Origin of the sequence: Rhizobium sp. AG207R (assembly GCF_027109195.1) — a bacterium.
GTDB lineage: Bacteria > Pseudomonadota > Alphaproteobacteria > Rhizobiales > Rhizobiaceae > Rhizobium > Rhizobium dioscoreae.
Genome location: NZ_JAEPVT010000002.1, coordinates 343,538 through 363,079, shown reverse-complemented (window position 1 = coordinate 363,079; position 19,542 = coordinate 343,538). Strand labels below are relative to the sequence as shown.

The following is a 19,542-nucleotide window of genomic DNA, read 5'->3' as shown; positions in this document are numbered from 1 at the left end:
TCAGACCTTGAGGACCTTGCCCGGATTCATGATGCCTGCCGGATCGAAAGCCGTCTTGATCCGGCGCATCAGGTCGATTTCGATCTCCGAGCGGATGGAAGCAAGCTCGTCGCGCTTCAGCTGGCCGATGCCGTGCTCGGCCGAGATCGAGCCGCCATGCTGTAGCACCAGACCATGCACGATCTTGTTCATCTCGCGCCACCGGCCGATGAACTCCGCCTTGTCGGCGCCGACGGGCTGCGAGATGTTGTAGTGAATATTGCCGTCGCCCATATGGCCGAAGGCGCAGACACGCGCGCCCGGCATGGCACCGACAACGGCCTTTTCGGCTTCCGCCATGAATTGCGGGATTTGCGCCACCGGCACGGAAACATCGTGCTTGATCGAGCCGCCTTCCGGCTTCTGTGCGTCCGACATGCTCTCACGCATATGCCAGATGGCCTTCTGCTGCGCTTCCGAGCTGGCAATGGTCGCATCCTGGATCAGTCCGGCCTCATAGCCTTGCTCGAGCAGCGCCGTCATCATCCGCTCGGCGGTCTCAGCCGAATCCGAGGTGGAAATATCGATCAGGACATACCAGGGATGGGCTGTGTCGAGCGGGTCGCGCACGCCCGGAATATGCCGCGTGGTGAACTCGACGCCGATGCGCGGCATCAGCTCGAAACCAGTCAGTGCCGTGCCGCAGAGGCTGGAGGCATTCTTGAATAAAGTCAGCGCGTCATCGACCGATTGCAGGCCGGCAAAGGCCACCTGATGGCCAAGCGGCTGCGGGAAAAGCTTCAGCACCGCGCCGGTGATGACGCCGAGCGTGCCTTCCGCGCCGATAAAAAGATCGCGCAGGTCGTAGCCGGTATTGTCCTTCTTAAGACGGCGCAGGCCGTTCCAGATCTCGCCCGTGGGCAGCACGACTTCGAGGCCGAGGCAAAGCTGGCGCATGTTGCCATAGGCGAGAACGGCCGTACCCCCGGCATTGGTGGAAAGATTGCCGGCGACACGGCAGGAACCCTCGGAGCCAAGCGAAAGCGGAAACATGCGGCCATGCTCGGCCGCAGCCTTATGGACATCCGCGAGAATGCAGCCACCGTCGACGATCATGGTGTTGCCGACCGGATCGATATCGCGGATGCGGTTCATGCGCTCCAGCGACAGGATGATGTCGGAACCACCCTCGCGCGGCGTCTGCCCGCCGACAAGGCCGGTATTGCCGGTCTGGGGAACGATGGCCGTGCCGGTTTCACTAGCAAGCTTGAGGATGGCCGAAACCTCTTCCACCGAGCTGGGCTTCAGCAACATGGGCGAGGCGCCGTGATAGAGCCCGCGGTTTTCCACCAGATGCGGCGCAATTTCCGCCGGGTCACGTACGGCGTGTTTCTCGCCGACGATGGCGGCGAAGCGATCGAGAAGGTCGGAAGAGGGGACGGAGCTGCTCATGGCGTGTCCTTTGCCTGATGATGTCGGGCTGATTTATTCTCTGGGCGCGGCGGCGCGGCGCAGCCGGTCGTTGATGGCCTCACCGAGGCCCTCGTCGGGAATATGCGAAAAGGCAATGGTCGCAGCACCCGTAGCATCGGCGCGCTTCATGAAGTCAAAGAGGTTTGCTGCGGCTTCGGCGAGATCGCCGCTGACGCTCAGGTCCAGCACGGCAATGGCCTTTTCGCTGCCGGGAATATCTGGTGTCCCAAAGCGGATCAGCGCTTCGTTCGCGGAAACCTCAGTCGCGTCGAGGCGCACGGCTGCGCCCGGTGCATAATGCGAAGCCATCATCCCCGGAGCCTCGATGGCAGCCGAGGCTTTCTTCTTGCGCTTCAGCGCCTTGCCGGCCACCCGCTCGATCTCGCTGGCCGCCAGCCCGCCGGGCCGCAGCAGGCGCATCTCTTCATCTTCGACCTTGACGATGGTCGACTCCACGCCGACGACCGAGGCCCCGGCATCGAGGATGAGCGTGATCCGCTCCCCAAGGTCGTCATCGACATGATCGGCGCTTGTGGCGCTGATCTTGCCCGAAGTATTGGCGCTCGGCGCAGCAAGCGGTCTGTCGAAGGCGCGGATCAGATCGCCGGCAAAGCCTTGCGGCACGCGGATGCCGACCGTGTCGAGCCCGGCAGTCGCCAGCGGATGGATGCCGCTGTCGGGTTTGAGCGGTAGCACCAGCGTCAGCGGGCCGGGCCAGAAAGCTTCCGCCAATTTACGGGAGATAGGATCGAAGACCGCATAGCGTTCGGCCATGGCGAGATCGCTCATATGGCAGATCAGCGGATTGAAACGCGGACGACCCTTCGTCTCGTAGATCCGGGTAATCGCGGCGGGATTGGTGGCATCGGCGGCAAGACCATAGACCGTCTCCGTCGGCAGCCCGATCGGCAGACCCTCTGCGAGAGTCGCTGTCGCGACTTCGATCGCCGTTTGCGGATGTTCGAGAATGTCTATGTGTCGTGCCATGGCCTGCCTGCTTGCAGTTCAGGCCGTTTCTTATGCTCTTCGAGTTTTCGGATCAATCGTCAAAGCTGGCGAATAATGTCGCGAAGCTGCTCGTTGCGCGCGCCGAGGAGAAGAACATTGCGGATGGCGATCTGCGGATCGTGGGTATGGAACAGCACGCCGTTGCCTCTGACGTCGCGATTGATCGTCAGCTTCTTGTCTTCCGCTTGCCTGTCCGGATGGATGGCGACGGCGAAATACATCCGCGAATATTTGAGGCTGATGTCCTCGAAGAAATTCTCTTCCTGGCCGATGCGGGCAAAGAAATTGGCGATATAGAAAGCCCAGTTCACGTCCTCATAATGCGCGAACTGCGTCCGCGCCGCGGTGACGTGACAATAGCCGAGATGCGGCGTGTCCTTCAGCGTGTGGTGAAAGATGAGCTTCGGAAAGCGAATGGACTTGTGGAAGCTGTTGAGCCGGTCATGGGTCTTTTCGCCGGCATCCCTGAGCTTCTGTGCCGTGCGCACAGCCACCTGCTCATGGGTAAGATATTCCCGCTCTTCCGCCAGCCAATGTGGCCTGTTGCGGTTGATGCGGCCGGTGCGCAGGAATTCGCTGTAGCCCGTCGTCGATACCGGTGGCGCCGGTTCGGGCTCGGCGGGCTTCCCAGCGTCGAAATATCTGAGTTTGGCCATGCCGGATCTCGCTATAAAACTCTTCGCGACATGATGGACTATGGAGCTTGAGCCGAGCTTGATCGCGCGCTGGACCGAAGGCCCCCGATGGCGGCTCTGCGGCGCTCTCCGCCGCGCAACTAGTCTTCCGATTATCGGCCGTTTGCGGACCTGTCGCAATCAGGATAAAGCGTCATTGGTCGAACGCACATGCGATGCTCGCAGCATCTCCAATGCAAGCGCCCAAGCGATTGAATTGCCAGTCAATATTCTCACGGCACGCAACCGTCCCGGCGTCCCGTTTCGCCTGTCGTCAATTTCGGAGCCGATGTCGCATTGCAGCGCAGCGGCTGGCGGAGCCGGGAGCTATGATGCCATCAATCTCAAGGTGCCGTCCGCTAGGGAGACGGAGAATTGGGAAGCCGGTCAAAATCCGGCGCTGCCCCCGCAACGGTGGTGGAGTGAGGCATGGCGGATAAAGCCACTGGGTCGATCGACCTGGGAAGGTGCCATGGGGCTCTGGAAACAGGGCCGCTCCAGAGCCCGGAAACCAGCCTTGGGCACATAGGTTTACTGACCGCGGCGGGTGGTCGGGACATTGCTTTTGGCCGCTCCCAATCGGCCGTGCATGTCCTTTGCCCGCCTCCTGGTACTGCTAAGGATAGGCAAATGGACATCGGCAGCAAAGTTCTGCGGCAACTGAAGAACCACCGGACGGGTTTCAGTCTGGAGCAACCCTTCTACACCGATCCGGATTACTTCATGCTCGACATGGAGACGATCTACTATCGCGATTGGCTCTTCATCGGCCATGATTGCGAAGTGCCGCGTGCGGGCAATTACTTCACCGTCCAGATCGGCGATTATCCCGTCGTCATCGTCCGCGGCCGCGATCAGGTCATCCGCGCCTTCCACAATAGCTGTCGCCATCGCGGCTCACGCGTCTGCACGACGGAGCGCGGCTCCTCGGCAAAGCTCGTCTGCCCCTATCACCAGTGGACCTACGAACTTGACGGCTCGCTGCTCTTTGCCCGCCAGATGGCGGAGGATTTCGACAAGAGCCAGTATTCGCTGAAGCCGGTTCACTGCGAAAGCGTCGGCGGCTACATCTTCATCTGCCTCGCGCAGAACGCTCCCGATTTTGCCCCGGTTCGCGCGACGATCGAGCCCTACATGGCGCCGCACCGCATCAGCGAAGCCAAGGTCGCCTTCCAGAGCACCATTATCGAAAAGGGCAATTGGAAGCTCGTCTGGGAAAACAACCGCGAATGCTACCATTGCGCGGCCAATCACCCGGAACTTTGCCGCACCTTCCCGGAGGCTCCGACCGTCACCGGCGTGCAGGGCGCGATGAACGACCCCGTTATCGCTGAACACTGGCAGCGCTGCGAAGCTGCCGGCCTGCCGAGCGAGTTCAAGATCTCGCCGGATGGACAGTTCCGCGCCGCCCGCATGCCGCTGATCGAAGGGGCCGAGAGCTACACCATGTCCGGCCAGAATGCCGTCAGGCGGCCGCTTTCATCTGACGTGACGATCAACGGCATCGGCACCATGCTGCTGTTCCACTACCCGACGACGTGGAACCACATGCTCGGCGACCACGCGATTTCCTTCCGTGTCCTGCCGATCAGCGCCGAGGAAACCGCCGTCACCACGAAGTGGCTCGTCCATAAGGATGCCGTCGAAGGTGTCGACTACAATCTGGAAGAGCTGACCCACGTCTGGACCGAAACCAACGATCAGGACCGCCGCATCGTCGAGGAAAACGCCTTCGGCATCCGCTCGCCGGCCTATGAGCCCGGTCCCTATTCGGAGGTCCATGAAGGGGGAGTCATGCAGTTCGTCGAATGGTACACGACGTTCATGATCAACCGGCTGCAGGGCGACCAGGCTAAGCTGTCTGCGGTTGCCTGAGTATGAACATGACCGTCTCCTACCCGCATCGACACCTCGACCAGATGCAGCCCTGGAACGACAGGCAGCATGTGCTCGAATGCCTCTCGGCAACGCCCGAAGCGCCCGATGTGATGACCTTCACTTTCGGGTCCGACAAGGACAACTGGTTCCGCTATCTGCCGGGCCAGTTCGTGACGCTGGAGCTGCCGACGGCTCCGGAGCCGGTCATGCGCACCTATACGCTGTCGTCCACGCCGTCGCGGCCCTTCTCGGTCGCCGTGACGGTGAAAGCGCAGAAGGATAGCATCGGCACGCGCTGGATGTTCGAGAACCTGAAGCCCGGCATGCGCATCAAGGCTTTCGGCCCGCTCGGCGATTTCAGCCATATCCGCCATCCCGGCGAGAAATATCTCTTCGTCTCGGCCGGCTCCGGGATCACGCCGATGATGGCGATGACGCGGTATATGTCCGATATCGCACCATTGTCTGATATTACCTTTGTCAACTGTTCGCGCAGCCCGACGGATATCATCTTCCGTTCCGAGCTCGAATATCTCGCCCGCTTCATGCCGAACCTCAACCTCGGCTTCATCGTCGAGGGCTGCGGCCGCACCGATCTCTGGTCGGGTTTGAAGGGCCGCATCGACAAGGCGAAGATCGGTCTGCTGGCGCCGGATTTCATGGACCGGACGATCTTCTGCTGCGGCCCGGAAGTCTTCATGGACGCCGTGCGCTCCATGCTCGAAGCCCATGGCTTCGACATGTCGCGCTACCATCAGGAAAGCTTCCAGCCGGCCAATGCCGCGACACCGCTCGCAGAAGTTTCCGATGATGCATCGGGCGAGGCCGCAACCACGATCCGTTTCACCATGGCCGGCAAGGATGTCGTCTGCGCAGCGGGCCAGACCGTGCTTCAGGCAGCGCGCGGCGCCGGCGTGCGCATCGGTGCCGCCTGCGAATCCGGTCTTTGCGGGACATGCCGGGTCATGAAGCTCTCCGGCGAAGTCGAGATGAACCACAATGGCGGCATCCTCGATGACGAGATCGACGAGGGCTATATCCTCGCCTGCTGTTCGCGCCCGAAGACGGATGTGCAGATCGAGGCGTAGAACATTTCCAGGTGCGCAGCGGTTTTCCGTCCGGAATGCGTAAACAAACAAGAAGATAGAGCGTTTTCGCGATTCGAGGAAAAGCGAAGATACTCTAGAAATCCTGGTAATTCAGCTCGTTGATCTCGACCGGCTTCGATTGCGGGGTCGAGGCAGTGACGACTGGGTCGACGTCGGCCATGAGCGAAACGAGCGTCTGCCGCGGCCCGCTGCACATCTGTGCGAGCGCGATCGTCACGTCCGGCGCGGGCAGGGGTTTGGCCGGCAGGAGATCACCTTGCGGCCAGATTTTGGCAAGCTGAATCTTCGTCATCGGCACGACATTGACGTCGATATCGGTGAGCGTGCCCGGCACGCGATAGGGGCAGCTTTTCTCCGAGCAATTGTCTGAAGAAGCGAACTGCCAGATGGCATAATTGTCCCAGTTGCCGAGTGGAAAAGTGCCTTTGACATCAGGCTTGTAGCGCGCATACCACAAGGGCAGCCGCGACAGCAGCGGATAAGTGCCGCGATGGTCGGCTATGTATCGGGCCGTGTTGTGATTGACGTAGAGAATGGGGTAGCGCCCGGTCCTGACCTTGATGTGGGCGACGTAGATCTGCGCGTCATCCAGCGACATGAACTGCGTCGCGTCCATGCCGTCGATATCGAGCACCATCAATTCATCGGGCTGAGGATTGGCGTAGTCGAGAAAATGATTGGCCTGATCGATCGGATTGCCCGGGCGCCCCAGATGATAGGCGCCCCATAACAGGCCATTCGTCTTTGCCAGCATGCGGCGGGTTTGAAACAGTTCGCGGCTAACTGCGTATTTGCGCCACATCGTCCTGCAATGGGCCACCGTATCGCCGCCATGGTCGCCTGTGCAACTGAAGCTTTCAGGAAGTCCGTCGGACGCCTTGGAGATGAAGCCGGCTATCCGTTTGTCCTGCAGAAACGCGTTCCAGTCGATGGTGTTCAGCTCGTAAGCATCGACAATCAGGGCGTTTTTTGGATCGCCCCAGGGCTGGCTTTCGCCGGCCGAAGGCTTGGAGACCAGCCCCATCAGGGCCAGGATCGTCAGGAAGCAGTAAATGAGGAGGTTACTCTTTCGGTATCCTTTCATGAAATAATAATAAGGATTGCTGGTTAATCTTGGGTTAAGAAAGCAATCACTATAAGTTCATCGTGGAGCCCCTCGTAACTCCTTAAATCGGTAGGGATTTGAGGAACTAAATAACGCGCTGCCGCGTTCTTGCCGTCTATTCGGATATGCGACGAAGCAGGCGGCGAAACCTTGCTCGGGAAGCATTCCCGACATGAAACGCTACAGGCTTGAGTATCAGGTCGAACCAGGGAATGGAGATGAAAATGCTTGGTTTCCGTGCAAAAATCGCGACAGTCGCCTTAACGGCTGTCGTCGCCATGACGAGCTTCACACCGTCTTTCGCCATGCAGATGCCGGCCGCACCGATCGTAAAACAGTCCGCACCCACCCAGGCCGCGCCTGGTAATGTCGAAAAGGTGCAGTGGCGCCATGGCGGCTACTACCGCCGCGGCTGGTATGGCGGCTATCGTGGTTATCGAGGGTATCGTCATGGCTATCGCTATCATGACGGCTATTGGTTCCCGCTGGCTGCCTTCGGCGCAGGCGCGCTGATCGGCGGCGCGATCGCCAGCCAGCCGCGTTACTATGAGCCGGCTCCGGCTCCGTCCGCGGGTATCAACCCGCGCCATGTCGCCTGGTGCGAGTCACGCTATCGCTCCTATCGCGCCTACGACAATACCTTCCAGCCGAATTCCGGCCCGCGCCGTCAGTGCTATTCGCCGTATTTCTAAGCAGCGTTTCCAGAACGACCAATGCCAGCCGTCCGGTTTTTCGCCGGGCGGCTTTTTGCATGATTCGACGTCAGAGAATATTGACCCGCTTGAGTAGCCACCATGCCAGCAGCATGGAGGCGATGATGAAGCCAACCGCATATCCGGTGCCACTTGCACCGCTCGCCAGCGGCAACCCTGATGTGTTCATCCCGAAGAATCCGGTCACCAGCGTCGGCGGCAGCAGAAACGCGGTCATGATCGACAGGATGTAGAGATGCCGATTGATCTCGGAGGCAAGCTTCGAATCGATCTCTTCGTGCAGCAGCCTCGCCCGTTCCTGCAGTGCATAGACGTCGTGCTCGACCGCTTCGAGGCGTCCCGTCAGCCGGCCGGCGACATCCTCGAAGCCGAGCGGCATTTCCTCGTCGTCGGAGGCAGCGGCGTGGCGCATCAACGAGAGAACGGTCCGCAGATGGCGATGCAGGCGCACGATCGTCCTGCGGATGGGCGGCAGCTTGGCACGCTCGTCGCGCGACGTATTGCCGTGGACGAAATCCTCAATGCCATTCAGCTCTTCGCTGATTTCGATAACGACGGAGATCAGGGTTCGTTGGAACTCGACGACGATCAGCTCGAAAATATCAACGGGATTGGAAAATCGTGCGGCGTTTTTTTCGATCAGCACCCGGGTCCTGTCCAGGCTGCGCAGCGGCTGCAGCCGGGTTGTTATCAGCAGGCGATCGGTCAGTGCGAAATGCAGCCAGCCGATGTCGTGGGTGTTGTGGGCAAAGTCGCGCTGGAAGTCGACCAATGTGCCGAAAAGCATCTGTTCGTCGACCGTAATCGTTGCATGTGTCTCATGCGTGGTCAGCGCTATGCGGGCGGCTTCGTTCAGCCCCGGCGCATCCTCGAGGAAGGCCGGCACCCGGGCATCCACGAGATTGAGATGCAGCCAGAGAAAGCCGTCGTCGCCGAACAGCCTCGAACGATCGGTATCGTCAGGTAGGCGCTCCGGCTTGGTTTCGCCGGGACGGAGACGGTATGCCCAGATAAAGCCTGGTATGGTGTTGGCTGACGTGAGCGTGTTCATGGGGGCATCATTCGCATTGTCTGAACAGTTGCCTTAGTCTTCGTTCATGACGATTGTTTATGCAAGTCGCTGCTTTGGCGGAATAATCGCGGATATAGGCGGCGATGTCACGGCCGCTCGGCACGCGTAAGACGCATGTCACGTTCGGGTTCGCGAGACGATGGAAATCGATGCTTCCTGCAATTTGAGAAAATTGACGTTTACGTAAAAATAAACTAGCTATAACCACAAATGGCCGATGGTCCGGATGAGGCGGGCCATCGCTAGCATCGATCCGGAGGAAATCATCATGTACAAGGCGCCTGTCGAAGAAATCGCGTTCACCCTGAAACATGTCGTTGGCATGGAGCGCGCCATGGAAGAGGGCGTTCTCGGCGATCTCAGCACCGATCTTGTCGATGCCATCCTGTCGGAAGCCGGGCGTTTCGCCGGCGAAGAGGTGGAGCCGCTTGCCGAGAATGGCGATAAGCAAGGCGCAAGGCTGGCGGATGGCAAGGTGGTTCTTCCCGATGGCTGGGAGAAGCTCTACCGCGACTGGATCGCTGGCGGTTGGAATGGCCTGACCGCGCCCGAGGAGTTCGGTGGGCAGGGTCTGCCGCACATGCTGAACATCGCGACGCTGGAAATGTGGAATTCCGCCTCGATGGCCTTCGGCCTCGCGCCGACGCTGACCATGGGAGCGGTCGAAGCGCTGCGGGCTCACGGCAGCGAAGACCTCAAGAAGACATATCTGGCAAAGCTCGTCTCGGGCGAGTGGACGGGGACCATGAACCTGACGGAGCCGCATGCGGGTTCCGATGTCGGCGCTCTGCGCTCCCGCGCCGAACGCCGCGATGACGGCACCTATCGCATCTTCGGCCAGAAGATTTTCATCACCTGGGGCGATCACGAAGCGACCGAGAACATCATCCATCTCGTTCTCGCCCGCCTTCCGGATGCGCCGGCCGGCACGCGCGGCATTTCGCTGTTTCTCGTGCCGAAATTCCTTGTGAATGAGGATGGTTCGCTCGGCGCCCGCAACGATCTTTTCGTGCATTCGCTGGAACATAAGCTCGGCATCCATGGTTCACCGACCTGCACGATGATCTATGGCGATGGCAAATATGGTGCGGAAAAGGGCGCCGTCGGCTGGCTGGTGGGCGAGGAGAACAAGGGCCTCGCCTGCATGTTCACGATGATGAACAATGCCAGATTGGCTGTCGGCATTCAGGGCGTGGCGATTGCGGAAGCGGCAACCCAGAAGGCCATCGCCTATAGCCGGGAGCGCACCCAGGGCCGCGCGCCGGGCACGGCCGTATCAGGCATGAGCCCCATCATCGAGCATCCCGATGTCGCGCGTATGCTGCTGACGATGAAAGCCCTGACTCAAGGGGGGCGCGCGATCTGCTACGCCTGTGCACAGGCGATCGACATGTCGCATCGCGATCCCGAGAGGGCGAAATATTGGCAGGAGCGTGCAGCATTGCTGACGCCGATCGCCAAATCCTTTTCCACCGATGCCGGCGTCGATGCCGCATCGCTTGGCATACAGGTTCATGGCGGCATGGGCTTCATCGAGGAGACGGGGGCAGCACGCCTGCTGCGCGATGTGCGCATCGCACCGATCTACGAGGGCACCAACGGCATCCAGGCGATCGATCTGGTGACGCGCAAGCTGACAATCGGCAATGGCGATCATGTGCGCGGCGTCATTGCCGAACTGCGTGAGATTGCCGATAGTGTCGCGAAATCCAATCTCGAAGGCTTCGGTGAAACGGCGCCGCGGCTGCAGGCAGCCATTGCCGATCTCGAAAAGACGAGCGAATGGCTCCTGTCGAAACAGGCAGAAGGCGCCGTTGCCGAAGCTCTGGCGGGCGCCACGCCTTACCAGCGGCTTTTCGGCCTGGTGCTGACCGGCTCGTATCTTGCCAAGGGTGGCCTTGCCGATGCAGGCGACGGCGAAGGCATCAAGCGCATCGCACTCTGCCGGTTCGCTGCCGAAAATCTTCTGGCCGAGACCGCCGCTCTCTCTGATCGGGTCATCGCCGGCGCATCCAGCCTCGAAGCCGCCCGCGCCGCACTAGCCTGAGGAAAAGCCATGACCGACCACATCCTGATCGAACGCCCCGAGACTGCGCCGCAGGTCCAGATCATCCGCTTCAACCGGCCGGAAAAGAAGAATGCCATCACGCGCGCCATGTATCAGGCCATGACCGATGCGCTCAAGGCAGCGGAAGCTGCGCCGGACATCCGCGTCCACGTCTTTCTTGGCACGGAAGGCTGTTTTTCCGCCGGCAACGATCTGGCGGATTTCCTTGCCTTCGCCATGAGCGGCAATATGGGGCGCGAAGTCATTGATTTTCTCGTTGCACTGGCGAGCACAAAGAAGCCCGTCGTCTCTGGTGTCGATGGTCTGGCGATTGGTATTGGCACCACGATCCATCTGCATTGCGATTTAACAATTGCTTCGGATCGCAGCCTGTTCAAGACACCCTTCGTCGATCTTGCGCTGGTTCCGGAAGCGGCTTCAAGCCTGCTTGCTCCGCGCGTGATGGGACATCAGCGTGCTTTCGCCTTGCTTGCTCTCGGCGAAGGATTCTCCGCTTCCGAAGCGAAGGAGGCGGGCCTGATCTGGAAGATGGCGTCACCGGAAACGGTGGAGACCGAAACGCTGTCGCTGGCTGCAAAACTCGCCGCCAAGCCGCCCGAGGCTCTGCGGATTGCGCGTGACTTGATGCGAGGCCCAACCGATGCCGTCCTCGACCGCATCCAGGATGAAGCCGAACATTTCGCCGCCCAGCTGAAAAGCGCCGAGGCCCGCGCGGCTTTCGAAGCCTTCATGAAGCGGTGAAGCTCACCCGCCCTCGCAGGGCTATCGCATATGAGCGGAGATCGCCGCTGTCCCCCTTCTCCCCATCGGGGAGAAGGTGCCGCCAGGCGGATGAGGGGGTGCCCGCCAAGACCACCAAAATCCATGAATTCAAATCGATAACCCCCTCATCCGACCCTTCGGGCCACCTTCTCCCCAAGGGGAGAAGGAGTTTATGGTGCTCATCCGCCTCCATATGCGATAGCCCTGCCCGCCCTCGTGCTTCGAGACGGCCCTTCGGGCCTCCTCAGCATGAAGGCTAATCTCTGGCGCATCTCGATCGTGAGCGACTCCGCCCTCATGGTGAGGTGCGAAGCCCAGAGGGCGTAGCCTCGAACCACGAGGGCCGACCACCAAACTTCTGGCGAAGAGAGCTACTTCTCCAGCGCCGCAACGACTTCGACATGCGAGGTCCACAGGAACTGGTCGATCGGCGTCACCCGCGTAATGCGGTAGCCGCCCTCGACCAGGATAGCGAGATCGCGGGCGAGGGTCAGCGGATTGCAGGAGACGGCAACGATCTTCTTGACCTGGGAGCGCGCCAGTTCCTTGCTCTGGAATTCCGCGCCGGCGCGCGGCGGGTCGAAGACAACGGCATCGTAGACCTTCAATTCCTGCGCCATCAAGGGCCGGCGGAAAAGATCGCGGCGTTCCACGATGACTGGCTTCAGTCCCTGCGTGTTGCGGGCGGCATGATCCAAAGCGGCAAGCGGCTTGGCCTCACCTTCGACCGCATGCACCCGCCCGATCCGCGCCAGGCGAAGCGAGAATGTGCCGCTGCCGGCGAAGAGATCGGCGATACGCTTGGCCTTGCCGACGTGGATTGCAACCAGCTCCGCCATGGCGTCCTCGGCCTGCTTGGTCGCCTGTGTGAAGGCACCGGGCGGCGGCGCAACCTGAACGCCGCCGAAATCGATCATCGGCTTTACCGGCTCCACTAGGATCTCGCCGTTTAGCGAGACGCGGGCGATGCCGCGAAGCGACAGCACCGTTTCGATCGTGCTACGGCGCTGCTTGTCCGAAAGAGACTTGATGCCGTCGACGGCGAGATCGAGGCCCGTCTGCGTCTCCAATACGGAGATGCGGAAGGCTTCGGCATTGATGGCGATTGCCGCTGCAATCGTCTTGATGGCGGGCAGCCTGGCCATGATGCCGGCCGAGGCGATGGGACATTCCTCTATGGCGACGATGTGGTGGCTTTCGGCCTGATTGAAGCCGATCAGCATATCCTTTTCAGTCTTGCGCGCGGCGAAGACGACCCTGCGGCGCTCGCCCGGATGCGCGGCGACGATATCGTCCACTTCGGGCGTGAGGCCCTTGGAGCGCAGGGCATCGACCACGAGCTGACGCTTGAAGGCGCGATAGGGCGCATCGGCATAATGTTGCAGGGTGCAGCCGCCGCAGGCGCCGTTGACGCCATGTGGGCCGAAATGCCGACAGTGCGGCTCCTGGCGATCCGGTGAGGCCGTCGTAATCGACATCAACGTGCCTTGGCTTTTCACCCGCGCGATGGCGACGTTTTCGCCCGGTAGGGTGAAGGGCACGTAGATCGGGCCATCGGTGCCCTGCGCGATGCCGTCGCCCTGGGCGCCGAGCTTTTGAATGGTAACGGTTTCGGTGCTCATGGCTTGATCCCTGCGAGAAGAAACTCCTGATTGCCGTCGCCGCCTGCGATCGGCGAGGCGATGAGGCCGAGGCTTTGCCAACCCATGTCTTCGGTGAACCAGCGCTCGAGTTCGGCGGCCACAGCCGGAGCGGAGGAGGGGTCTTTCAAAAGCCCGGCCTTGCCGATCGCATCGCGGCCCGCCTCGAATTGCGGTTTTACGAGCAACGCCGCCCGCGCGCCGGGTTCGGCGAGCGCGAGCGCCGGCGCGAGAGCCAGCTTCAGCGAAATGAAGGAGACATCGGAAACGACGAAGGAGAAAGGTTCGCCGATATCTTCCGCCGTCAGCTTGCGCGCGTTCAGCCCCTCGATATTGGTCACGCGTGGATCGTCCGCTATGCGCGGGTGCATCTGGTCGTGGCCGACATCGATTGCCGTGACATGGGTAGCGCCGCGCTGAAGCAGCACTTCGGTAAAGCCGCCTGTCGATGCGCCAACATCGAGGCAATGCTGTCCGCGCGGATCGAGACCGAAATGATCGAGCGCCGCCACCAGCTTCAAGGCCGCGCGGGAAACATAATCCTGCGCCGGATCGTCGATGCTGATCTTGGCATTTTCGGAAAAAAGTGCTCCCGGCTTCGTCACGATCTTGCCGTTCACGGTGACCGTACCGCGCTGGACCGCATCGCGAGCGCGCGAGCGGCTGGCGAAGAGCGAAAGGGTGACAAGAAGCTGATCGAGGCGTTGCGGTTCGGACATGGGCTGTCCTTGCCGGGCAATGCATTATGTTGCAAGCCTTTTATGCTGTAATCGGCGTTGACGTCGGATAGCGGCCAGCCATAATCGCCGCGATCAATGGGCGAGGGGCATCATGTGGAAGATTGGTGGCTATGCTGCGCTGATGGCGATGTCAGCGGCTCCGGCTATGGCAAACGACACGATGGCCGAGCTGAAGACGGGCGGTCTCGCCTATGTCCGCACCGGCGATATCAGCATGGATCAGGAAAAGTTGTTCATTTCGCCAGAACAGGTCCGTGTCGATTACGTCTTTGAAAACACGTCCGACAAGGACGTCGAAAGCGTCGTCGCCTTTCCGATGCCCGATATCAAGGGCGACATCGACAGCATGGTTGATGCCGGAAATGTCGATTCCGACAATTTCCTCGGCTTCACCGTCACACAGGACGGCAAGGCCATCACGCCGATCCTGCAGCAGCGCGTATCGGTTGCCGGAGTCGACATGACCGACGAACTGAAGGCTCACGGCGTGCCGCTGCTGCCGCTCAGCAAGGCGGCGACGGATGCTGTCGCTAAATTGCCCGTCGATGTGCTCGAGGATTGGACAGCCCGCGGACTGATCGCCGATGATGAATACGACGCCGACGGCCAGGGCATGAAACATCATCCGACGCCGATGTGGACGCTGCACACGACCTATTGGTGGCGCACCAAGTTTCCGGCCAAGGCCAGGATCGGCGTGGAGCATCGCTACAAGCCGAGCGTCGGCGGAACCGTCGCCATCACCTTTGCCGGCGACGAAGATTACCAGAAGCAGCAGCTGCAGAACTATCGCGCCAAATATTGCCTCGATGAGGCCTTTTTGAAGACGGCCGTCAAGCTTGCCACAGCGGCCGATAAGGGTGGTCGCGGCTATACCGAAAGCTGGATCTCCTATGTGCTGACGACAGGTGCCAACTGGTCCGGCCCGATCAAGCATTTCGAGCTGACGGTCGATAAGGGCAGTCCCGAGAACTACATCAGCTTTTGCGGTACGAATGTGAAGAAGATCGGCGCGACGACGTTCCAGATGATAGCGCAGGATTTTTACCCGGAGCACGATCTGGAAATCCTGATCCTGGCTGCGGCAGCGGTGAACTAGTGCTGAGCTGAGCAGTCCGCGCAAATTAAATAAATTTAAAGCCGAAACCTCTACTCATGCCGAGGATTGCGGTGATCCGCTTCCAGATCACCGCCTGCCATGAAGGCTTCACGCGTTTGCGTCCCAATCATGCCCTCCCTGAATTCTTCGAGCATCGGCCGTACTCCCTCCCAATGACGGCCGGAGGATGCTCGCCAGGACCGGCGCTCAGGAGGCGCTCGCTCATGTTTGCGAAAAAACTCTCTTTGAATGGCAAGCTTGCCATTACATTTACGGCCCTGATCGCCATTTTTGCCTGTGTTTCCGCTTTCGTCTATGCAAAGCAGGACGTCTCGGCCGGAGCCGCCGACGAGCAGGCAAAATCGCAGCAGCTCGTCAGCCTGATCGATGATTCGCTGCAGGCCATGCTGGAACAGGCCGTCAACCTGCGCGGCTTCCTGCTTCTGCGCAGCGACAGCACCTATGGCGATATCTTCAACAATCGCGAGCGGATGCTGAAGAGCATCGCAGCCGCCAAGGAGGCGGCCGCCGATTCTCCGGATCTGCTGCAGGCGATCGACAACATGCAGAAAGCTGCTGATCTCTATTTCCATCAGCTCGCGGAGCCACAGGCCAGGGCGCGCAAGGAAACCGAGATGCCGCTCGATCAGATCGTCAAGATCGGCCAGAACGAAACCAAGGGTCAGCTTGACGGCTTCCGTGAAGCTGCCGCCAAGATCAAGAAGGCCGCACGCGCCAGGGCGAGCGACCTGGCAGCCATGCAGGACGATGCCAATGGCGATCTTCGCCTGACCCTCATTCTTGGCAGTATCTTCGCCTCGCTAGCCGCCGCTGTGCTTGCCTGGCTGCTCTCGCGCATTATCGTGCGCCCGATCGTCGGCATGACGGCGGCCATGGGCCGTCTGGCAAACGGCGAGCACGATATCGAAGTCCCGGCTGTCGGCCGCGGCGACGAAATCGGCCGTATGGCGGATGCCGTCCTCGTCTTCAAGGAGGCCGGCATCGAGAAGCTGCGTCTTGCTGGCGAGACCGAGCGCATGCGTGGTGATGCCGAACGTCAGCGCCTGATGAATGACGAGCAGAAGGCGCGTGAAGAAGGCGAAATCCGCTTCGCCATGGAAGCGCTCGCCGGCGGCCTCTCGGCTCTATCGTCGGGTAATGTCGCAACCCGCCTTAACAACAGCTTTGCACCGCAATTCGACAGCGTTCGCGCTGATTTCAACAATGCAGTCGAGAAGCTGGAGGCCGCCCTGCAGTCTGTCGGCTCCAATGCCCGCGCCATCAATGCAGGTGCTGACGAAATCCGTGCGGCCGCCGATGATCTGGCGCATCGCACCGAGCAGCAGGCTGCCGCTGTCGAGGAGACTGCCGCAGCACTGGAACAGGTCACGACGACCGTTCGTGACTCTGCCAAGCGCGCCGAGGATGTTGGCCATCTCGTCGAACGCGCCCGCCTCGGTGCGGAGCGATCGGGCGAAGTGGTTCGCAAAGCCGTCGCGGCCATGCAGCAGATTGAAAGATCCTCGGGCGAGATCAGCAACATCATCAGCGTCATCGACGACATCGCGTTCCAGACCAATCTTCTGGCGCTGAATGCCGGCGTCGAGGCAGCACGTGCCGGAGATGCCGGCAAGGGCTTTGCCGTCGTCGCCCAGGAAGTGCGCGAGCTTGCACAGCGTTCGGCCAATGCCGCCAAGGAAATCAAGTCGCTCATCACGACATCGAGCGATCAGGTCAATACGGGTGTGTCGCTGGTCGGCGAGACCGGCAAGGCGCTGGAATTGATCGTATCCGAAGTGCAAGAGATCAACCGCCATGTCGGCGCGATCGTGACGGCGACCCGCGAGCAGTCGACCGGCCTGCAGGAGATCAACACGGCCGTCAACAATATGGACCAGGGCACCCAGAAGAATGCCGCGATGGTCGAGGAGCAGACGGCGGCAAGCCATGCGCTCGCCCGCGAAGCAGCTGCACTCAACGAGCTGCTGCAGCAATTCCGTCTCGGCAATTCCGTGCAGGCTGCACCTGCTCGGGTAATGCCCGCCCGGCCCATATCGGCAACGCCGGCACGGCCAGTCGCGGCAACGGCGCATTCGAAGCCGGCCATGTCTCCGGCCCGCGCTCTCGGGCGTACGGTCGCCAAGGCCTTTGCCGGTAAGGCAACGGCTTCCGCCGCCGCACCCCAGGACGATTGGGAAGAATTCTGATTAAGCAACCCTCCCTTTGATGGCAGAGCTATCGCCCGTATGCGATAGCCCAGCCCACAAGGGGAGGTAAAGCTATCCAGCAGCTTCGACGATGCGGCCGTGGCCGAGCGTGCGGAAGACCGTTTGCACGATGCCGGCACGGTCGAGACCGGCCCGGGCATTCATGGCTTCAGGCTTTGCCTGTTCCATCCAGATATCGGGCATGACGAGCGAACGGATTTTCAGGCCGTTGTCCAGCAGGCCCTCATTGGCAAGGAACTGCATGACCTGGCTGCCGAAGCCGCCGACCGAACCTTCCTCGATGGTGATCAGCATCTCGTGATGGGCGGCAAGCTGGCGGATGAGGTCGTGATCGAGCGGCTTGGCGAAGCGCGCGTCCGCAACTGTCGTCGAAAGACCGGCGGCATCGAGATCCTCGGCGGCTGCAAGACTATCGGCGAGACGCGTGCCGAAGGAGAGTAGGGCGACCTTCGTGCCCTGCTTGATGACGCGACCCTTGCCGATTTCGAGGATCTGGCCGCGTTCCGGCAGATCGACGCCGACGCCTTCACCGCGCGGATAGCGGAAGGAGATCGGACCCAGATCATAGGCGGCAGCGGTGCGCACCATGTGCTTCAGCTCCGCCTCGTCTGCCGCGGCCATGACGACGAAGCCCGGCAGAGTCGCGAGGAAAGCGGTGTCGAAGGAGCCCGCATGCGTCGGGCCATCGGCACCGACGAAGCCGGCGCGGTCGATCGGGAAACGGACCGGCAGCCCTTGAATGGCCACATCATGCACCACCTGGTCATAGGCGCGCTGCAGGAAGGTGGAATAAAGGGCGGCGAAGGGCTTATAACCTTCTGCAGCGAGGCCGGCGGCGAAAGTCACGGCATGCTGCTCGGCAATTCCGACATCGAAACAGCGCTTCGGGAAGAACTCCTGCAGCTTGTCGAGGCCGGTGCCGTTCGGCATGGCGGCGGTGATACCGACGATTTTGTCGTCGAGCGTCGCTTCCTGCACCAAAGCGTCCGCAAACACGCTTGTGTAGCTCGGCGCATTCGGCTTCACTTTCGTCTGAGCGCCGGTGATGACGTCGAACTTGTTGACGCCATGATATTTGTCGGCAGCCGCTTCGGCTGGGGGATAGCCCTTGCCCTTCTGCGTCACGACATGGATCAGCACCGGTCCCTGTGCATTGTCGCGCACATTGCGCAGCACGGGCAGCAGATGTTCGAAGGAATGGCCGTCGATCGGACCGATATGGTAGAAGCCCATCTCCTCGAACATGGTGCCGCCGGTTACATAGCCCCGTGCGTGTTCGACTGCCCGCGTGATGGCGCGGTCGACCTTCTTGCCGAGATAAGCGGTCAGTTTCTTTCCAAAATCCCGGAAGCCCATATAGGTGCGGCCGGAGGCGAGGCGGGCGAGATAGGCGCTCATCGCTCCCGTCGGCGGGGCAATCGACATGTCATTGTCGTTGAGAATGACGATCAGCCGGGCATCGAGCGCGCCGGCATTGTTCAGCGCCTCATAAGCCATGCCGGCTGACATGGCACCGTCGCCGATGACGGCGATCACCCGGCGGTCGCTGTTTTCGAGCTCGGCGGCAACAGCCATGCCGAGGCCGGCGGAAATGGAAGTCGAGGAATGCGCTGCGCCGAAAGGATCGTACTCGCTTTCGGCCCGGCGCGTGAAGCCGGAAAGACCGTTTTCCTGGCGCAGCGTGCGAATGCGGTCGCGACGCCCAGTCAGGATCTTGTGCGGATAACACTGATGCCCGACATCGAAGATCAAACGATCGTTCGGCGTATCGAAGACGCTGTGGATGGCAATGGTCAATTCGACCACGCCGAGGCCGGCACCAAGATGTCCGCCGGTGCGCGATACCGCGTCGATCATCTCGTCGCGGACTTCGCGGGCGAGCTGCGGCAGTTCCCGGTCCTCCAGCTTTCGCAGGTCGGAGGGATATTGGACCCGGTCGAGCAGGGGCGTCTCTGGCATTTGTGTCAAGGCTGATGCCTCTTTCTTGCTATTCT

General features: G+C 61.0%; 15 protein-coding genes and 1 riboswitch. Of the genes, 7 read left to right on the top strand and 8 right to left on the bottom strand.

Annotated features, from left to right (window positions below; translation table 11 throughout):
• The 3 genes from JJQ51_RS05760 to JJQ51_RS05750 are packed head-to-tail and all read right to left on the bottom strand — an operon-like array spanning position 1 to position 3,116.
• Complete coding sequence (locus tag JJQ51_RS05760) at positions 1-1,431, bottom strand: FAD-binding oxidoreductase (protein ID WP_113353879.1); 1,431 nt, start codon at positions 1,429-1,431, stop codon at positions 1-3.
• A gap of 33 nt (positions 1,432-1,464) precedes the next feature.
• Entirely contained in the window at positions 1,465-2,439 is a 975-nt protein-coding gene (locus JJQ51_RS05755; protein ID WP_113353880.1) for an L-threonylcarbamoyladenylate synthase, read from the bottom strand.
• Between the two features lie 59 nt (positions 2,440-2,498).
• Positions 2,499-3,116 (bottom strand): DUF6656 family protein, encoded by a 618-nt coding sequence (locus tag JJQ51_RS05750; RefSeq protein WP_113353881.1) that lies wholly within the window; start codon positions 3,114-3,116, stop codon positions 2,499-2,501.
• Between the two features lie 348 nt (positions 3,117-3,464).
• A riboswitch (cobalamin riboswitch) is annotated at positions 3,465-3,668 on the top strand.
• Positions 3,669-3,764: 96 nt separating this feature from the next.
• On the opposite strand from JJQ51_RS05750, the gene JJQ51_RS05745 reads away from it, so the two are divergent.
• On the top strand, positions 3,765-5,009 hold the full coding sequence (locus JJQ51_RS05745; protein ID WP_113353882.1) for an aromatic ring-hydroxylating oxygenase subunit alpha: 1,245 nt from the start codon (positions 3,765-3,767) through the stop codon (positions 5,007-5,009).
• A 2-nt stretch (positions 5,010-5,011) separates the two neighbouring features.
• Positions 5,012-6,100, top strand: a complete 1,089-nt coding sequence (locus JJQ51_RS05740; protein ID WP_269244415.1) for a hybrid-cluster NAD(P)-dependent oxidoreductase — start codon at positions 5,012-5,014, stop codon at positions 6,098-6,100.
• Between the two features lie 94 nt (positions 6,101-6,194).
• Here JJQ51_RS05740 and JJQ51_RS05735 read toward each other — a convergent pair whose 3' ends face one another.
• Entirely contained in the window at positions 6,195-7,205 is a 1,011-nt protein-coding gene (locus JJQ51_RS05735) for a glycoside hydrolase family 25 protein (protein ID WP_269244414.1), read from the bottom strand.
• A 245-nt stretch (positions 7,206-7,450) separates the two neighbouring features.
• Between JJQ51_RS05735 and JJQ51_RS05730 the strand changes: the two genes are divergently transcribed.
• Positions 7,451-7,918, top strand: a complete 468-nt coding sequence (locus JJQ51_RS05730; RefSeq protein ID WP_269244413.1) for a BA14K family protein — start codon at positions 7,451-7,453, stop codon at positions 7,916-7,918.
• A 70-nt stretch (positions 7,919-7,988) separates the two neighbouring features.
• Here JJQ51_RS05730 and JJQ51_RS05725 read toward each other — a convergent pair whose 3' ends face one another.
• Positions 7,989-8,990, bottom strand: a complete 1,002-nt coding sequence (locus tag JJQ51_RS05725) for a transporter (RefSeq protein ID WP_113330486.1) — start codon at positions 8,988-8,990, stop codon at positions 7,989-7,991.
• 289 nt (positions 8,991-9,279) lie between these two features.
• Here JJQ51_RS05725 and JJQ51_RS05720 point away from each other — a divergent pair, with 289 nt between their 5' ends.
• On the top strand, positions 9,280-11,058 hold the full coding sequence (locus JJQ51_RS05720) for an acyl-CoA dehydrogenase (protein ID WP_113330489.1): 1,779 nt from the start codon (positions 9,280-9,282) through the stop codon (positions 11,056-11,058).
• Positions 11,059-11,067: 9 nt separating this feature from the next.
• A complete protein-coding gene (locus JJQ51_RS05715; protein WP_113330487.1) occupies positions 11,068-11,820 on the top strand; it encodes a crotonase/enoyl-CoA hydratase family protein in 753 nt (250 codons plus the stop codon).
• A gap of 392 nt (positions 11,821-12,212) precedes the next feature.
• Here JJQ51_RS05715 and JJQ51_RS05710 read toward each other — a convergent pair whose 3' ends face one another.
• Together JJQ51_RS05710 and JJQ51_RS05705 are read right to left on the bottom strand one after the other, a co-directional pair.
• On the bottom strand, positions 12,213-13,463 hold the full coding sequence (locus JJQ51_RS05710; protein WP_269244412.1) for a class I SAM-dependent RNA methyltransferase: 1,251 nt from the start codon (positions 13,461-13,463) through the stop codon (positions 12,213-12,215).
• Entirely contained in the window at positions 13,460-14,200 is a 741-nt protein-coding gene (locus JJQ51_RS05705) for a TlyA family RNA methyltransferase (protein WP_269244411.1), read from the bottom strand. Before JJQ51_RS05705 ends, JJQ51_RS05710 begins: the two co-directional genes overlap by 4 nt.
• A 112-nt stretch (positions 14,201-14,312) precedes the next feature.
• Between JJQ51_RS05705 and JJQ51_RS05700 the strand changes: the two genes are divergently transcribed.
• Together JJQ51_RS05700 and JJQ51_RS05695 are read left to right on the top strand one after the other, a co-directional pair.
• Complete coding sequence (locus JJQ51_RS05700; protein WP_269244410.1) at positions 14,313-15,320, top strand: DUF4424 domain-containing protein; 1,008 nt, start codon at positions 14,313-14,315, stop codon at positions 15,318-15,320.
• A gap of 224 nt (positions 15,321-15,544) precedes the next feature.
• Positions 15,545-17,527, top strand: a complete 1,983-nt coding sequence (locus JJQ51_RS05695) for a methyl-accepting chemotaxis protein (protein WP_269244409.1) — start codon at positions 15,545-15,547, stop codon at positions 17,525-17,527.
• Positions 17,528-17,599: 72 nt separating this feature from the next.
• Here the strand turns inward: JJQ51_RS05695 and dxs are convergent, their stop codons facing one another.
• Positions 17,600-19,516, bottom strand: coding sequence for a 1-deoxy-D-xylulose-5-phosphate synthase (dxs, locus tag JJQ51_RS05690; RefSeq protein ID WP_113353892.1), 1,917 nt, complete (start codon positions 19,514-19,516; stop codon positions 17,600-17,602).
• Positions 19,517-19,542: the final 26 nt, after the last annotated feature.

Excerpts from the sequence above, each read along its gene's own strand:
- JJQ51_RS05760 (WP_113353879.1), bottom strand. The coding sequence starts at position 1,431 with ATGAGCAGCTCCGTCCCCTCTTCCGACCTTCTCGATCGCTTCGCCGCC.
- JJQ51_RS05755 (WP_113353880.1), bottom strand. The coding sequence starts at position 2,439 with ATGGCACGACACATAGACATTCTCGAACATCCGCAAACGGCGATCGAA.
- JJQ51_RS05750 (WP_113353881.1), bottom strand. The coding sequence starts at position 3,116 with ATGGCCAAACTCAGATATTTCGACGCTGGGAAGCCCGCCGAGCCCGAA.
- JJQ51_RS05745 (WP_113353882.1), top strand. The coding sequence starts at position 3,765 with ATGGACATCGGCAGCAAAGTTCTGCGGCAACTGAAGAACCACCGGACG.
- JJQ51_RS05740 (WP_269244415.1), top strand. The coding sequence starts at position 5,012 with ATGAACATGACCGTCTCCTACCCGCATCGACACCTCGACCAGATGCAG.
- JJQ51_RS05735 (WP_269244414.1), bottom strand. The coding sequence starts at position 7,205 with ATGAAAGGATACCGAAAGAGTAACCTCCTCATTTACTGCTTCCTGACG.
- JJQ51_RS05730 (WP_269244413.1), top strand. The coding sequence starts at position 7,451 with ATGCTTGGTTTCCGTGCAAAAATCGCGACAGTCGCCTTAACGGCTGTC.
- JJQ51_RS05725 (WP_113330486.1), bottom strand. The coding sequence starts at position 8,990 with ATGAACACGCTCACGTCAGCCAACACCATACCAGGCTTTATCTGGGCA.
- JJQ51_RS05720 (WP_113330489.1), top strand. The coding sequence starts at position 9,280 with ATGTACAAGGCGCCTGTCGAAGAAATCGCGTTCACCCTGAAACATGTC.
- JJQ51_RS05715 (WP_113330487.1), top strand. The coding sequence starts at position 11,068 with ATGACCGACCACATCCTGATCGAACGCCCCGAGACTGCGCCGCAGGTC.
- JJQ51_RS05710 (WP_269244412.1), bottom strand. The coding sequence starts at position 13,463 with ATGAGCACCGAAACCGTTACCATTCAAAAGCTCGGCGCCCAGGGCGAC.
- JJQ51_RS05705 (WP_269244411.1), bottom strand. The coding sequence starts at position 14,200 with ATGTCCGAACCGCAACGCCTCGATCAGCTTCTTGTCACCCTTTCGCTC.
- JJQ51_RS05700 (WP_269244410.1), top strand. The coding sequence starts at position 14,313 with ATGTGGAAGATTGGTGGCTATGCTGCGCTGATGGCGATGTCAGCGGCT.
- JJQ51_RS05695 (WP_269244409.1), top strand. The coding sequence starts at position 15,545 with ATGTTTGCGAAAAAACTCTCTTTGAATGGCAAGCTTGCCATTACATTT.